The 14866-nt window shown below is 57.1% G+C and carries 8 protein-coding genes and 1 pseudogene; 1 reads left to right on the forward strand and 8 read right to left on the reverse strand.

Annotated features, from left to right (window positions below):
* Positions 1–2221: 2221 nt before the first annotated feature.
* From HNQ39_RS28360 to HNQ39_RS28390, 8 genes and pseudogenes are all read right to left on the reverse strand, one after another.
* On the reverse strand, positions 2222–4618 hold the full coding sequence (locus HNQ39_RS28360; protein ID WP_184203976.1) for an AAA family ATPase: 2397 nt from the start codon (positions 4616–4618) through the stop codon (positions 2222–2224).
* Positions 4619–4691: 73 nt separating this feature from the next.
* Entirely contained in the window at positions 4692–6170 is a 1479-nt protein-coding gene (locus tag HNQ39_RS28365; protein ID WP_184203977.1) for a hypothetical protein, read from the reverse strand.
* 277 nt (positions 6171–6447) lie between these two features.
* Complete coding sequence (locus HNQ39_RS28370; protein ID WP_184203978.1) at positions 6448–9822, reverse strand: DEAD/DEAH box helicase; 3375 nt, start codon at positions 9820–9822, stop codon at positions 6448–6450.
* Positions 9819–10205, reverse strand: a complete 387-nt coding sequence (locus HNQ39_RS30155) for a hypothetical protein (RefSeq protein ID WP_246386308.1) — start codon at positions 10203–10205, stop codon at positions 9819–9821. The genes HNQ39_RS28370 and HNQ39_RS30155 overlap by 4 nt, the downstream gene beginning before the upstream one ends.
* 276 nt (positions 10206–10481) lie before the next feature.
* A pseudogene (locus HNQ39_RS30910) lies at positions 10482–11201 on the reverse strand (protein kinase domain-containing protein); the annotation flags it as partial.
* A gap of 136 nt (positions 11202–11337) precedes the next feature.
* Entirely contained in the window at positions 11338–12141 is an 804-nt protein-coding gene (locus tag HNQ39_RS28380) for a vWA domain-containing protein (RefSeq protein ID WP_184203980.1), read from the reverse strand.
* An 82-nt stretch (positions 12142–12223) separates the two neighbouring features.
* Positions 12224–12532: a hypothetical protein gene (locus HNQ39_RS28385; protein WP_184203996.1), complete on the reverse strand. Its 309-nt coding sequence runs from the start codon at positions 12530–12532 to the stop codon at positions 12224–12226.
* 22 nt (positions 12533–12554) lie between these two features.
* A complete protein-coding gene (locus HNQ39_RS28390) occupies positions 12555–13157 on the reverse strand; it encodes a ParA family protein (protein ID WP_184203981.1) in 603 nt (200 codons plus the stop codon).
* Positions 13158–13710: 553 nt separating this feature from the next.
* Here HNQ39_RS28390 and HNQ39_RS28395 point away from each other — a divergent pair.
* Positions 13711–14796 carry a site-specific integrase gene (locus HNQ39_RS28395; RefSeq protein ID WP_184203982.1) on the forward strand — a complete coding sequence of 362 codons (1086 nt, stop codon included), beginning with the start codon at positions 13711–13713 and terminating at the stop codon, positions 14794–14796.
* Positions 14797–14866 lie beyond the last annotated feature (70 nt).

The raw sequence follows: 14866 nt of genomic DNA on the forward strand, positions 1-14866 counted from the left end.
GAGCGGCACAGCGCCGCGGTTGCAGACTGGTAGTGTACGGCTCCTTTACAGGCTGGGCAACTGGATGGCCCGGACTCCTCCGCACTCATGCTAGTGATGTCGACTCCTATCGTATGGAACCGGATCAGCCGGATCAGGCGTAGCGCCGACTGTAGGCGCCAGGGAGACAGACAGAGGAATCCAGTTCGCGCCCCTGCCCATCGCGCCGCATCGCGCGGGATGAAACCATCCCCCAGCGACAACAGTCGATGCGCCACCGCTGGAGAACAGGTGGCTGGGAGATTCGCGGGTTCCGTCGGCGTCACCCAGAGAATGGCGTCCGTCTTTGTTCCCACCGCTTGTGCATAGGCGATGTCCAGCAGGTCCGTGGTAACGTTCTCCTGCCATCGTCCTCCTTTCGATTCTCCACTCTCTTCCAGCGCTATCGCCAAGGGGATGAGGCGGATACGCCGGACAACTGCGGGTCGGGCTTCGGAGCGGACTTTCTCCAGAACAAAGCGCCGCCAACTCTCGCTCTTTCCAGCGCGGGCGAGGAGATCTAACTCCTCTGGAGTCGGCTGCCCATAGATGGCCAACGCCGATCCTTCCCAGACAGCCTCACAAGGGAGCTCAGGCAGTGAAGTGGGTGCGGTGAAGGACACGCCACTGGGCGGTTTGACGACCATGCGGTGGCGCGTCGTCAGTGTGAGGTCAATAACCTCCCACTCTCCCGGGTCTGCCCTGCTGGAACCGACTTCTATACGCCAGTGGCCATCGCTGTTTACGTACGCTCCCTGCGCCATCCATCCTGAATGGTCCACCGCAGCGCATGCGGTCTGTTCCTCACCCTTAACCGGTTGGTACCCTAGCGCAGCGAGGGCTTGCAGGACTACGAGGCCTGTGTAGATACGATACTGATGTTGTGCATTGGCGGCTGTCTGGGGGAGACTGTCACCTGTGTCACCAGCTTTTCTGCGTAGCTCCGCGAGGAGCCGCCAGACGTCGAAGAGGCGGCGATAGTGCGGATCCATACGGAGGATGTTAGTCGTGTGGAACGGAGGTGCGAGGGACGGAAGTTTGTGCAGACGACGATATAGGGTTGAGTTTTCTGCCGGAATCAGGGCGCGGCGGAGTCGCCGTACCCGCTCCACCTCCTCACTCAACGCCTGATATTGGCGCTCCCATACCTCGCTATTATGGTCGAGATTCGGCAGGAGGGATTGTAGCAGACGATTCTGCTGCCAATCACTACTGGAAAAGCCGTCGAACTGTAATATATCTGCCAAGGAACGCATTCCTTCCAGCAGTCGGTTAGCCTCACCCACCAAGTACTCCCGCAGTTCGTCAATGAACATAATTACAAACCTATTTTCATATAGGGCTAGGTCATCTTCAGGAACCTGTGCGAGTAGTCGTGCTGGCCGTAGACCCGTGACTGTCCGAGATTCCCAATGTTCACTGTGGGAGGCGATATGGCGGAGCGCGGTGGGGCCAGTTCTGCGTACCAGTCCTACTGGGCGTATCTGCTCCTCTATGAGTAATCTGGTTCTGGGCTGTCGGCAGATTGCGAGAAGATGAGGCATGGCCTTCTCCAAGGCATCTAATAACCGGAGCCGGTTCGGGTCTTTTTGGACGGTCTCTGGCTGACGGAACAGCAGCAGCTCACCACATTCGACGGCAACGCGCAGCGTTCCCCAGCGCACCACCCCTTGATCCCCTCCTTCTTCCAGGCTTACAACTCCATGAAGTTCTTTCTCAAAATCGCTCAGGGTATCGCGAAGCTCCCACCCTAATGCAAGGGTAGGGTGCGGCCCGAAGCGAAAACTTTGGGCATGCTTACCGAAACCGTCTTGCGTCGCGACGATTTCCACGAGGGTTTCGCCTGCAGCAGGGTTCTCTATGCGCACTGGAAAAGGTTCAGAAAAAAGCGCCGACTCGGTGACACCGCGGGGTGGTGCCACAGCTACCGGATGTTCTGTGCCGTTCACGCGGACGCGCCAGGCGGAGGAGACTGCAGATGCCCCCTTGCGACGGTTTAGGGGCGCGGCACGTCCCTCAACTTCTCGCGTATCTGGCAGAACCAGGCGTGCCCACCCACCGAGCGGACCTGCCACGTTGACCCGGTGGGGGGATGCCTCTTCCCAACCCGTATCCTTCGACTCTTTCTGGTGGAAGTTAGGGAGATACTGGAGGCGCGGCTGGTCATCAGAGTATCGCTCCTCAGCGGCGGTCGTGTCCGGCATCAAATCCGGCCTCCGGAGAGTTCGGCGATGCGTCTCTGGATGACAGCCTTACAGTAGCGGAGAGGCTCCGGTGCTCCGGCAGCTAGGGCACTGCTTTCTAACAGCAGTTGTACTTCCTCCAAGGGCTTTCTGATTTCAGGATCCAGGAGCGACTCCAGTTTACGTAGCACCTTGCGGGCGATCTGAATATCCACGGCCTCTTCGACTGTCCCACCAGATGCGCTATAGACAGCGGCGAACCGGCATAATTGGTCTTGTAGGCGGAATCCGAAGGTGATGCCGAACTCTTTCTGTAGGAAGTCATCCAGCTGATCGACCGCTTTTTGAACTGGTTGTGGTAAGAAAGGCATCGCCCCGATGGCCTCATTAAACGCTCCGGTCAGCATCGAGTAACTTACCCAGGATGCGCCAGGACTGCTCGCCTGGAACGGGTTTTCGCGCTCCTGAAAGTCGATTACCTGAGCGCGATCATAGACTTTATCCGTAATCTCTAAGGTGGACTCATCACGGTTAGCCGTTCCTACGAACCATACATTCCTTGGAAGGCGCAAACGACGCCCATCAAGGAGATACTCCGGTGTCTTTTCCCCTTTCGAGCGGGGGTCGAATGAGATGAGGTCTACAGCACGATCGTCAGCGTTTCGTTTTTCCATCTCGGAAAGGAAGTCGGCGAAGTAGTATTCGATGCGTGCTAGATTCATCTCATCCAGCACTATGAACCACAGATTTTCCCTTTCCTTGTGCAGTTGGGCTTCGTATAGGGCGCGGGTCAACGCCGACTCTGAGAATCGCCCGGTGAAATCGTTGTTATACCCAAGCAGGTCATGCCGGTCGCGCCAACTGGACTGAACGGGAATCATACTACAAGTACCACTCATGGCTTCAGCGAAAATCTGTGGCAGGCTAGACTTGCCAGTACCACTCACCCCCTGAAGGATCGCCAGTGGAGAGGCTGCCATACCAGCTAAGAAACTGCGCACAGTTGCCTCACGGTAGTATAGTGGACGCTTCTGAGCGGCTCCGAAGTCGCGAACCAACTTCACTATAGTGGGAAGTAGTTTTCCTATAGGCGCGGTAAGGCGGGCGGGTCTACCCGTCTCCTGGGAATGGGCCTTCTCATCGAGATTGAGCAGCTCGGGAAAGCGGGCCTCGCCAGTTCGCTGGTGTGCTTCGGCGTGCCGTCTGAGTGCCTCTTCCAATTGGTCAACGATGGCGCGGTATGAGGCGACCTGAGCCTGAAGTGCGGAGAGCTCATGGCTAGCGACCTCGCGGCGTGCCGCAAGGTTTTTCTCTTCAATGACCTGCCGACGCAACGCAGCGTTTTCCCTATGGAAGCGAGCATTCTCCTGCTCAGCTTCCCTCAGATAACTTGCCTCCTCTTCGTCCGGCAGTTCAGACAGACGTTGGGATAGGTATTTGCATCTCTCTTTAAGTCGATCCCGTTCTTCGAGCAGATTTGTGAGCGAACGTCCGTCCCCCCCCTGCATCTTCTCGCGCAACTCATCCGCTTCTGTTCGTGTTTCCCTCAGGCTTTCTTCCAGCCGCGTAACATTTCCCTGCTCATCCTTCAGTCGACGTTTTAAATCCGCTACGATATCGGGGGAACATTGCTCCCAGCGAGCGACGGTCTGCACCCGCAATTGGTTGACCTGCATACGATCCGCTTCTAAGTCATCACGTTCCCACTGGAGATTTTCGGCAGCGTCTTTGAGTTCCCGTTGCCTGGTCTTTTGTCTGCTTTCCTCGGCGATAAGGCGCTCCTCCCAGGTTGACAGCTCCTGTTCACGTTCCGTCATCGCCTCGGCCGCACGAGCGCGGGCCGCATCAACGATGTCACGCCCAGTCACTTCTGCCTGCTCTCGAATGGATTTGGCTTTCGCTTCAGCCTCAGCGATATTCTCTAGGGAGATCCGATTCTGTTCGTCTGCATCCCGCTGGATTGCAGCCTGCTTCTCTTCAAACCATTCCCGCCTCAGTTGCTCCTCACTGGCGTAGATTTCCTGGCGGACCTCTGCTATGGCTGCTTCACGTGCTGCATCAACGGCCTGTTGACATTCCGTCGCAAAATTAGCTCGCTCTTCATTGAGCTGGGTTTCCTGTGCCTCTAATTTCTTACGCTCAGCTTCGTACAGGTCCTCCATTTCGTGAGCATTTGCCAGATCCGCTTTTAGACGATTGATTTCTTGGTGAGCTTGGTTTAACCTTATCACTGCATCCTGAAACGTCTTTGGAGGCGAAAAAGCTACTCCTTTAGACATATTTTGTCCTGGAGAATTGATTTTAGCCTCAGAAATGCTACTCACAGGCAAATCATCGCCGCCATTTGTATTATCAGAGGAAATATCTGTTGATGACAGAGAGACATGCGTCGTTGTCTCTACGTTTCGTTGTCCCATGGGAGGGAAGCTAGGTCTTGTGCGATTCTTTTTTGCCATTTTGTATCTCTGCTTTTCTGGAAATTCTTTATGCCTACTGCGTCTCCAAGACACGAAACAATGTTGTCAAGGCTAAGTGTGCGGCACTTGTCATCCGGATTACCCGGTTCTGATACGCTTCGACAGATTCTGTCTGTGAGGTATAGTGCGCCTTCTCATTACGTATTTCGGCGACTGTATCGAGTAAGACTAAGAGGTCTGTTTGCATCATCAACGCTTTTCGGAAGGCCGCATCATGCCGTTCGTTAGCGTCGGCTAGCAGGAACACGCACTTATCCCGTAGGCTGATGCCGTTTCCATCAGCCATCTTTTGCATAGATTTGCAGCGTGCCGCTCCGACCATACCGAATGGGATGGGCGTCCCAAAGTGCCGTGCCATCTCTTCTATCCGGTTTCTGAGATCGAAATCAGAGTAAAAATTTCCGAGCCGCCGCGCTAATGCCCGCCTCTCCGGTATCTGCTTCAGCAGGTGGACTGCTATAGCCTCAAGGGCAAATTGGCATTCCATGAAAAACCCCCCACCCACGTCTGGATCGGTTTGTGCTTTAGCAAGGACACGGCCGGCTTTTTCCCAGAACTCACGCGCCATTACAAGATCTGTATCGTCAGATGGTAACGGTAATGGGCTTTCCCAGAAAGGGCGAACAGTATTTGGCAGTGCCGCAAGTGGATCTACATAAGGCTCTTCGGCTGTCAAAAGTGTCGTATCATCAGTAGTGCCTACGTTGCCCGGCTCTTCCATTATTTCTGTGAAGGCGATAATAACGGAGTCTGAAGGCGCGAAATGCTCTTCCGCCATCCGCTTCTGTTCATCCAGAAAGGCCTTCAAGGGGTGATATTCTTGAGCGGTTGCAAGCAGGCGTGTTCGGTACCACTCCCCGCCTAACTCCCCGAAGGGGGCCGTAGCATAGAGATGACCCGGATTGTCCCGTAGTGCATAGAGAAGAACTTCAGCATCCACCGTCTCTGGTTCATCGGATAGCCCCAGGAATGTAAAGTCTCTTACCTGAGAGGTCGCTTTATGGGCTTCCATTCCCGCTTCCGCACCCTGTCCCATCGAAAGATCATCGTCATCCCCGACGATCCGATAATCCGCTTCGGTAAATCCGTTGCAATCCCGGACTGCAGCCTTTACGAAGAGAGAAGGCTGTTCCGCTTCAGACAGGCGCTCAGCATAAAGGCGCATTTTCTCTAATCGTGTCATCGCCGCTTTGACGGCTGCTGCTGTCGGCTCGAGTAGATCCGTGCCGTCGCGCGTTGGCAGGGGATAGACATACTCTGTTAAGGAATCGCGTCCGAGAGGTTTACTGTCGGAATAGAGTGGGCATAGGTAGCCTGTCACTAGGTCGCGGAAGACATAACCATAGGCTGGCGGACGATTGGCTTCAGCGGTCTCGACTGAAGATGCCCTCATAGGTTCTTTACCGTTCCAGACATCGACGCGTCGTAGCCCGGCTTCGGTGGTGACTCCGGTGGCCTCGACGAGACCATCTTCTATTAAGCGCTTCAGCACTGCCAGAATGACCTCCGGCGCGACTCCCAGGAAATATGCCAGCCGAGATCGGTCACGGACTCCGGCTACAGAGAGGCGGAGTACTGCTCGCTCCAGGGCGTTAAACGTCCCCCTCACTGGTGGGGCCATTAGAACAGGGAAGACCCGTAAGGGCCAAGCGAGACGTGCGACGTACGCACCTCCCTCTTTCTCAAGTGAGCGAATGTCATGCCGTCGGCTCCAGACAAAACGACGCGACGGTTCGGGACGTGGACGCAGGGGTGGGGCCATGCCGGGGTCATGCATAGGAGATATACCACCCTTCCTCTCCGCCAAGGCAGCGACGATAGAGGGCGTCCAGCGCCGGGATCGGCGGCGCGACGGTTTCGGCATCGCCGCAGACGATTAGCAGCCTACGGGCACGGCTGAGTGAAACGCAGAGACGGTTCTTTAGGGATAGAAACCCGACGCGCCGCCGACGTGCATCCTCGTCATCGCTTCGCTCCCCATTGCTCCGCACCGTGGAGAGCAGGACGACATCGAACTCCTTGCCTTGAAACGAGTCCACCGTACCTACCTCGATTTTCTGGCTCAGCTCGAGGGGAAGTTCTCGTATGCGTGTCCGCAAAAGCGCGGCCTGTCGCTCGTAATAGGCAATGATGCCGATGGTATACTGCGGGGCGTGTTTCAGGATGCGTTCTGCCTCAACGACGACGGCATCAACCTCTACTTGCCGTGTCTTACTTTGGCCCCGGCTTTCACCGCCGCGTGATCGGGGGATGTCCAGCCAGACGAGCGGTTTTCCACCATAAAGCGGTAATCCATGGTCACGTTCGTCAGCGGAGCAACCGGCTTCGACATCGTTATCATAGAACTGTTCGCTCACTAGTCGGCTGATGACAGGGTGCATCCGGAAGCCGGTACGGAGGCGGAAGGCGCGGCGGGGCTGACCTTCGTTGCGCTTCGGATCCGTGAATATTTCATAGAGTCGTTGGAAAAGGGATTGCTGCAACATCGCTGCGTCTTCCACGCCCTTAGTAGCAGAATATTCCTGAACTGCTTGGTCTTCCAGAATCTGCGGAAGTTGCTGATGGTCGCCAACCAGCACAATGCGACGCCCGCGCACCATCGGGATGAGGAGGTCGAGAGGCATGGCACGGGCAGCTTCGTCTATGATGACGAAGTCATACTCGGTCGCCTGTTCGGCGATTTGCTGACAGGTTCCCGCCGTTATGCTACCGTACTCTTCCACCATTCGGCGGGTTCGCGCTAGGTCGCCGATCTCCTCACGGAAGTATTGAACCGCATCGGCTATCGCGCCATATCCCGCTTGTGCGGAGTCAAGTAGGTCGTCCACGATAGCATCCAGTTGTTCCAGGATGGTAGCAGTCAAGGGGCGTTCGGCTGTTGTCTGGCTCGTCTCTTCTCCATTTTCCTCAGCATCGTCGCCCTGCAGTATACGTATGGAGCGAACGTAGGCTTCCCAGGTTTCGGAATCAGGCGGTGTATCCTGCTGCATTGCCACTGCCTGGAGCGCGTTATGTATGTCCTCCCGATCAGCAACACCGCCCAGGTATGCACCATTTCGGCTCAGGAATCGGCGCAAACGGTCGGCCTGGAACTGCCCGTCATCTGCGAACGCTTCCACCAGCACACGTTGTTGGGCAAGGAGAGCGTTGAGACGACTCTTTAAATTCGCATCTTCCGAATCCGGAAAGACCGATAGAGCTGCCGCTGCTTGAATAGAGTGTGTATGGGCCTTCTGGCACACGTCACGCACAGCCTCCGTACGGCTCAGTGAAATATGGCCAGCGTTGGTGAGCAACGTTTCCTCGGCGAGTGCGACTGCGGCGGGGAGTGCTCTCGGATCCTGTAGATCCCAGTCAAAACGGTAGCGGTCAAGTCGGTGTGCTAGCTCCCTTGCGCGGGCGCGCAACGGGTCATCCGGTAGTTGCTCCAAGACACCATCACAGTACTTTTTTCTGTCTTCGATCCACTTGTATAACTGACGATGTCGCTCTTCATGAGCCAGTCCAGACTTCCCACCGACTCGTTGTGGAGGCAATCCATTTACCTCCAGTCCCTGAATCGCGTTGTCCACCGCATCGTGCTGGTAGCTGGTCACAAGCACGCGCATCTGCTCTCCGCGTTCCTGTGCCCGTTCCATTAGGCGCAGGACAAGTGCGCGGATCACGGTCGTCTTACCGGTTCCGGGCGGCCCCTGAATCAGGGCGATGTCCGGTGTGTTCAGGGCAATATCTAGGGCTTCTCGCTGGTCTCGGGTTAGATCACGGCCCAAGTGTTCTCGCAGTGCTGTGGTGACTGCGGCATCGCGGGAGCGCGTTTCGAAGGCTCCTGCCCGTCCTGTCTCCAGGAGCTCGCCCAGCGTTGCCAATCGCGAGCCTACCAATCTTGGGTCACCCTTCGGACGAACGGATACCGCGCCGCCAGACACGGTCTCGAGCGCCGCCGAGCGCCGCTCCATGCGGCGTTCATCTCCAATGAGCGACAGCATGAGGAAACCATTCTGTTCCGGTGGGAGACTTTCGAAATCTGGCTGATAGTCTAGGTAGGTTATCAATCTTGATGTCTGGCGATCCGCCCGTTCCATCGTACCCGCCCGTTTCAGATCGGGCGGAAAACGCCAGTGCCCAGAATCATCCCGGTCTGGGGCTTCCGCTGCGGCGTCTAGATCTAAAGCCCGTCCGAGAAAGCCTTCCGGCAAAGGGGTAGTAAGTTTGAATTCGAGGCGCAGACCGTCTCCATCCACGTCCAACTTGTAGGAGTGGTAGCGCACCGTCCCGACGTTCGCTGCCTCCTCAAATACCAGCCTACGTTCTAATTCGAGGTAATATCCCCACCCAGCCAAATAGCTGTGGGGGCGCGTAAGCGACTCCAGAACGGCTTTCCTCGTTTGTGAACGGATCCGCGCGAGGTGTTCCCCTGTTCCGAAACGGATGTAGCCTTGTAACAATCGCATCCGTGCAGCATCTTCCCGCAGCGTACGGTGTTCAAATATCCGGACGCAGCGCAGGATGCCTTCTTCCAGCATAAGGTCGGCGGCCCGCCGTCGCGCCCAAAGGCGGATACCTGATCCTGTGCTGAATGGAGTGCCAGGCCGTGACCCAACACCGGGCCTCTCCAATAGTGTGAAAAATGCCAGGTGCGGACCGTGTAGTAGATCATCTGGGACTCGCATCCGCGCTGATTGAGGACGGGTAATTGCGCGTCCGTCCTGAGCCGCCAGGAATTCAACGGCCAGTTGACCCGCGAGCGCATCTGGGGACAGTCCATCCAGCTGGTGCTCCCGTAACACGTCGTCGGAAAGGTCGATTAGCAACGGGGTGTCTTCTGGCAGGTAAATACAGGAGAGGTAAGCACGTTGTCGTAATGTAATCCACTTCCTGTCCCCGCCTGATACAGACACGACCTCATAAAGGGCTTGGAAGCCGTATCGACGAGCTTCTACGAGGAATTCATTGGCCTGGGTGTTGTCGCGTTCTGCGACAAGCATGACCTCGCGCCCGTCAGGCAGCTGAAGCGTCCCCTCAGCACGCTGTTCGTCTGCACGGAAGCGCGCTGTAAGACTTCGGTCCTGGTCTGTCATCTCTCCCAAGATAACTCTCAGGGTGGCGGTTCGCTCCTCGCGCCCCGGTACATCTGTCGGATTCATGCTTCCTCCCGATCACTCAACCCCTGGGTTTGCGCTGCACGGAACAGCCTCATGCAACGGATGGCGGGGTGAGGCACATTACCCTCACCTGCTGAGATGGCTCTGGGATCGGAAAAATAGATGCTTGTCATGTCAGAGATCGGACGCGCCTCGCCCGCTTTCACAAGAGTCAAGCGCATTCCCTGAGCGCTGGTCTCCAACAGATAGATGGGGCGTCCGCCTGTATTATCCAGAGTAACCAACTGATCAGCGTTACAGCGCAGGAGGCAGGCGGTTGCGTCACCAGCAATGCCTTCAGCGCCAAACTCCGTCAGACGGCGTGGAATCGCGGCATTTTCCTGCGTAGGAAAAGGCAGGACAACGCTGCCAACTTTGCGCTGCAAGGCCTTTCCTCCGGTTCCGGTGGCGTCATAGAGTACTATGCGCCATAGCGGGGTCTGCTCCTTGCCACACCACGGACACGCTGTACCGTGTGGTAGGTAATCCGCGCCACACCCGATGCAGCGCGCAAGGTTGTCCGCGGCAGCTAAGAGCGCGGCTTCCCATTGGCGTGGGGCCGGACGTAGAGCGCGTTGCTGAGTCAGTCCCTCCATGAACGCGCGGCGGAAGAGCTCTTTCAGAGTGGTCGTCAAGGTTAGTTCCGCCGGGAGTAGACGCGAGCAGCGATTGCTACTGTTGTCAGGATGTTCGACGTAAGGCAGTTCGCCGCGCAAGGCCGTCTCTTCTGCCTCTGGCACATTGTCTAGGACGGCATCCCCGAGGAGAGGATGCCCCAACCTCAGGAGTGTAAAAATCAAGGTTGCGAGGGAGTGGCAGTCAGTTAGGCTGTCGGGCAAACCGCTTCCGCGCAGCAACTCTGGTGCGATATATCGTTCAGTCCCGACAACTGTGGTTCGTGGAACGTCGGATAGCGAGAGATTGTCCACATCGATCAGGCAGAGCGTGAGTAGCCGGGGGTTGCGGGCAACAAGAACGTTGGAATCCGACAAGTCACCGTAGGCGAGCCCGAGAGAGTGTAGAAAGTGAAAAGCGCGCGCTAGTCGCGCCCCGATAAGCAGTCGCCGACGCAGTCCCCCAGTGTCCTTCTGATACCACTGAGTGAACGAGCTATCCGGATCAGGGCGGAGTAGCCCGGTGAGTGGCCGGTGTCCACGGACGCGGGCCATTACATAGCCGGTGTGTGGAGGGGCCAGTACGGCGGTGGGGAGGAGGAGCGGCAGTTCGTCAGGTACAAGGCTTCGCAGTTCCCGCAGGCGTTCATAACGCCGCCGCCGCTCCCGTGCTTCCGCACCCGCTCGATCACCTCCCCCACGGAGAATTTTGATGACGGAGTCTCCTGAAGCTTCGCGATATACGATCCCTTGTCCCCCGAATCCCATCACCTGGGTTAGTCTATAGATTTTTCCGCCAGTATCGGTGACAGTGCCTAGGAGCTCCTCCTGTGGTACTGGCGAAGTGGACGCGTCCAGGGTAGCTGGAAATGTTGAAGGGGGTAACAATACTATATCTCCCTTCCTACAGGACTAATCCATCATCGGTGAGTTTAGAGAGGTCCAGCAGTTCGGGCACGATGGCGTTCGGGTCACGGCCTTTGGTGCGCGACGCCACTGATAGTGTGACCCACTGCAAAAAGCGCAGAATCGCCCCTGCTTCACTTGCACGTGCCACAGGTACTCCCGGCTGGTTGATAAAGGCTTCCAGAAGGGCATATGTAGGATCCCCGCTGCCGCCGGCCTCTATACCTAGAGCGAGTCTCTGAGAACGTGCGGCACGCGTCGCAGTATGGAGTTGTTGGATAGGTTCCCACTTCAAGAACGTTTCGCGAAGTTCGTCCGCATTTGCCGTTGTTCGGCGGGCGATGCGAGACATTAATTCGTCTGGCAAGTCGGTGGGCTGACCGTCACTTATCAGAACGAGCGTCGGTGAAAACGCGCGGTTTGGGATGATATCCCTATCCTCCAGCAGGTCGTGTGCGATCGCTAGCGCGGCTCCCAGCGGGGTTTTGCCGCCCGCAGACAGTTCCGGAAGTTTTACCTGGCGCGCCGGGATCGGGGGTTGGAGGATATTCGGTTCACCGCCGAACGTGATGACCCCCAGATATACTTCACCTCGGACATCATCCAGAGCCGCGAGCTCTGCTGCCATCGTCCTGAGCGCGTGGTTCATTGCTTCGATCTTCTCCCCCTTCATGCTACCGCTCGTGTCTGCTAGTACCAGTACAGGCAACGGTCGCGGAGTAGCAAGTTGAAAATCGAATGACATAGTGGTCTCCATTCTGGATGAAATCGAAGTCTCCTCTTTAGCGGAGGCTATCTTCATAGTATCGTTAAAAAATTTAGGACACGTCAAGCTGGTATCTATGGATCATGGTCACCTTCCGTTGGGTTTAGTGTGTTTTCAATTACACTAAGTTCCTACTTATCCCAAATCGAGCGTTTAGCGCCTCGGTGATTACGGCGGTAAGGCTGGTGTCATTTCGCTTGGCCTCCGCGACCCAGTGCATTCTTAAGCGCTTAGGCACCCGGATCGAGAGGTTCACCATCTCCTCGACTACCTTACCAGGAGCCTCGTTCTGTAATCTGGTATTCTGGCTATCTGGCAAAGAGGCCACCTCTCCTACTTCTGGCTCCTGCTCGGCTACCTCCGACTCTCGCGCCTTCTGGATAATGTCGGCGTAGCGCGGTCGGTTTGTGTCGTTTGGCTTGTTCATAGCTGTCCTATCCCTTCTCTTTCTATTCGCTCTCCAAGAGAGCGAGGATCTCTTTGCCGAGGCTCTCGAAGTCGCCCCAGGCCGCCTTCTGCCGTGGATCATCGAGCGTCTCCACTGTCGTGCCTGCCAGCGCAGACTTGGGGAAGCCCACGGTGCGACGGATCATGGCATCGAATACCTCGATCCCCGCCTGGCGCAGCTCCCCTTGCATGATCTCCCCCTCGCGGCTGGGGTGGGGCGGCACGATGGTCAGCAGCGCTCTGTACTTAGCACCAGGCAAGGCGCGACAGGTCTCCAGCATGGGCTGTAGGCTGAGCACGTCCGGAGCGGTGGGCAGGACGATCAGGTCACAGCCCTTGGCCAGCTCCTTGAGGTCATCGGAGTCAGGCCGTGCAGGTGTGTCTATCACGATGAAGTCAGCGCCTGCAACGGCTTTCATGGCCTGGCGCTGGTCCACGACCTCGAAGGGGAGCGAACCGCGCTCCGCCCAGGCGACGGACGTTCGGTTGGGATCACCGTCAACGAGGACGGTTTTGCCCTTCTTGCTGAAGAAGGCGGCAAGGTGTACGGCTACGGTGCTCTTTCCAACGCCTCCCTTGTAGCCTGTAATGGTAATGATCTTCATGCCTGCCTGTCTCTTCTCCTAAAGTGCCCGTTCTCGCTCCAGCCCCTTCTGTGGCGATTCTACGCGAGCTGCCGCCAAAAAGCTCCGGTTCTATCTGTCGCTTGCCGCGAGAGTGGAAGCGATGGGGTCGAGCTTCGCGGGGCCGTTTTGGTGCCTGTAGTATACCATATAGCCAGAATACCAGACTGGCATACCAGATTTACAGACCAGATAACCAGAAAGCCATACCAGAATACCAGGTAAATCAGGGGCGATTCTCGCTCTTTTTCCTAAGACTGTCTGATTTATACCTCCCAGTCCTATCTCGATCAGCCGCCTTTTGGCCGTTTCTACCAACCTGTGGGTGGAGCGATTCCCTTTCCAGGAGGCATCGCCCCTAAAATCGCCTTCTGGGGGCTTCTAGGGGCAAAACGCTAAAATCGGGGCGTCGAGCGAGATTGGGAGCAATACCAGCCCGGCGACTCCCCTTGCGATTTGCTGTTTCTAGCTACCGATAACGTTCTCTTATCGGTAGCCAGAAGGAAGCCGGGACAAGGGCGGTGAACTTACGTTTATGGAGAATGAAAACGGCGAGAAAGTCGGCTTTGGCGCGGCGCGGGGCGAACTCGTGCCCGTCATCGAAACCTCTGGTGAGCTATCCGAAGTCGCCAAGCTGACGCAGGAGGCGCGGGATTACATTCAGGATGCGAAGGCTAAGAATACGATCCGAGCTTACACAAGCGACTGGAAAGACTTCACCGACTGGTGCAAGATCCACCGGAGAGAGTCGCTCCCGGCAGGCTCGGAGACCGTGGCACTCTACATCACGCACCTGGCGCGAGGGCTTAAGACAAGCACCATCCAGAGGAGGATCTCCAGCATCTCACAGGCACACGCAGCGGCGGGGTATGACGACTCACCGACCAAGACCGCGCTGGTTCGGGCGACTTGGCAGGGAATCCGAAGAAGTAAGGGAGTCGCGGCCCAAGGTAAGGCACCCGTGCTAATGCCTGACCTACGGGCAATGGTCGAGCACCTCCCCAAGGAGGTGGCAAAGGGTAAGGGCGAAGAAGAAACGGTCGACGAGCCCAGAGAGGATGACGAGCAGCCGCGCGATAGGCTTATCGCTTGTCGGGATCGGGCGCTCCTGTTGCTGGGCTTTGCGGGGGCGATGCGCCGGAGTGAGTTAGTAGGCCTCGATGTCGCCGATGTGATCGAAACCGCTGATGGGCTGGTGGTGACAATACGACGCTCCAAGACCGATCAGGAGGGGCAAGGGCGCAAGATCGGCATTCCCTACGGCTCTAAGCTGGCAACCTGCCCCGTGCGCGCTCTGAGAGCTTGGAGAGCAAGGGCGAAGATTACGGAGGGATCACTGTTTCGGCAGGTGAACCGTCATGGGAAGGTTCTGGAGGGGCGACTCGGCGATAGAACCGTGGCTCTGGTGGTGAAGCGTGCAGTGGCGGCGACAGGAGTAGACGCGGCAAGCTATGCGGGGCACTCGCTTCGGGCAGGCCTTGCGACGGCGGCGGCGATGGCGGGAGTCTCCGAGCGCGTGATCCAGGGGCAGACGGGCCATAAAAGCCTCCCCATCCTGCGGCGCTATATCCGGGAGGGTTCGCTCTTCCGAGAGAATGCCGCTGCCGAGGTGGGGCTGTAGAGTTGCAGAATGGCCGATACTCAAATGATACAAGGTGAGCGCTCAATTAATGAGCGAGTCTTGTTCCTCT

This window comes from Armatimonas rosea (genome assembly GCF_014202505.1).
In the GTDB taxonomy this organism is placed as follows: domain Bacteria; phylum Armatimonadota; class Armatimonadia; order Armatimonadales; family Armatimonadaceae; genus Armatimonas; species Armatimonas rosea.

Excerpts from the sequence above, each read along its gene's own strand:
- HNQ39_RS28395 (WP_184203982.1), top strand. The coding sequence starts at position 13,711 with ATGGAGAATGAAAACGGCGAGAAAGTCGGCTTTGGCGCGGCGCGGGGC.
- HNQ39_RS28370 (WP_184203978.1), bottom strand. The coding sequence starts at position 9,822 with ATGAATCCGACAGATGTACCGGGGCGCGAGGAGCGAACCGCCACCCTG.
- HNQ39_RS28360 (WP_184203976.1), bottom strand. The coding sequence starts at position 4,618 with ATGGGACAACGAAACGTAGAGACAACGACGCATGTCTCTCTGTCATCA.
- HNQ39_RS28390 (WP_184203981.1), bottom strand. The coding sequence starts at position 13,157 with ATGAAGATCATTACCATTACAGGCTACAAGGGAGGCGTTGGAAAGAGC.
- HNQ39_RS28385 (WP_184203996.1), bottom strand. The coding sequence starts at position 12,532 with ATGAACAAGCCAAACGACACAAACCGACCGCGCTACGCCGACATTATC.
- HNQ39_RS28380 (WP_184203980.1), bottom strand. The coding sequence starts at position 12,141 with ATGAAGATAGCCTCCGCTAAAGAGGAGACTTCGATTTCATCCAGAATG.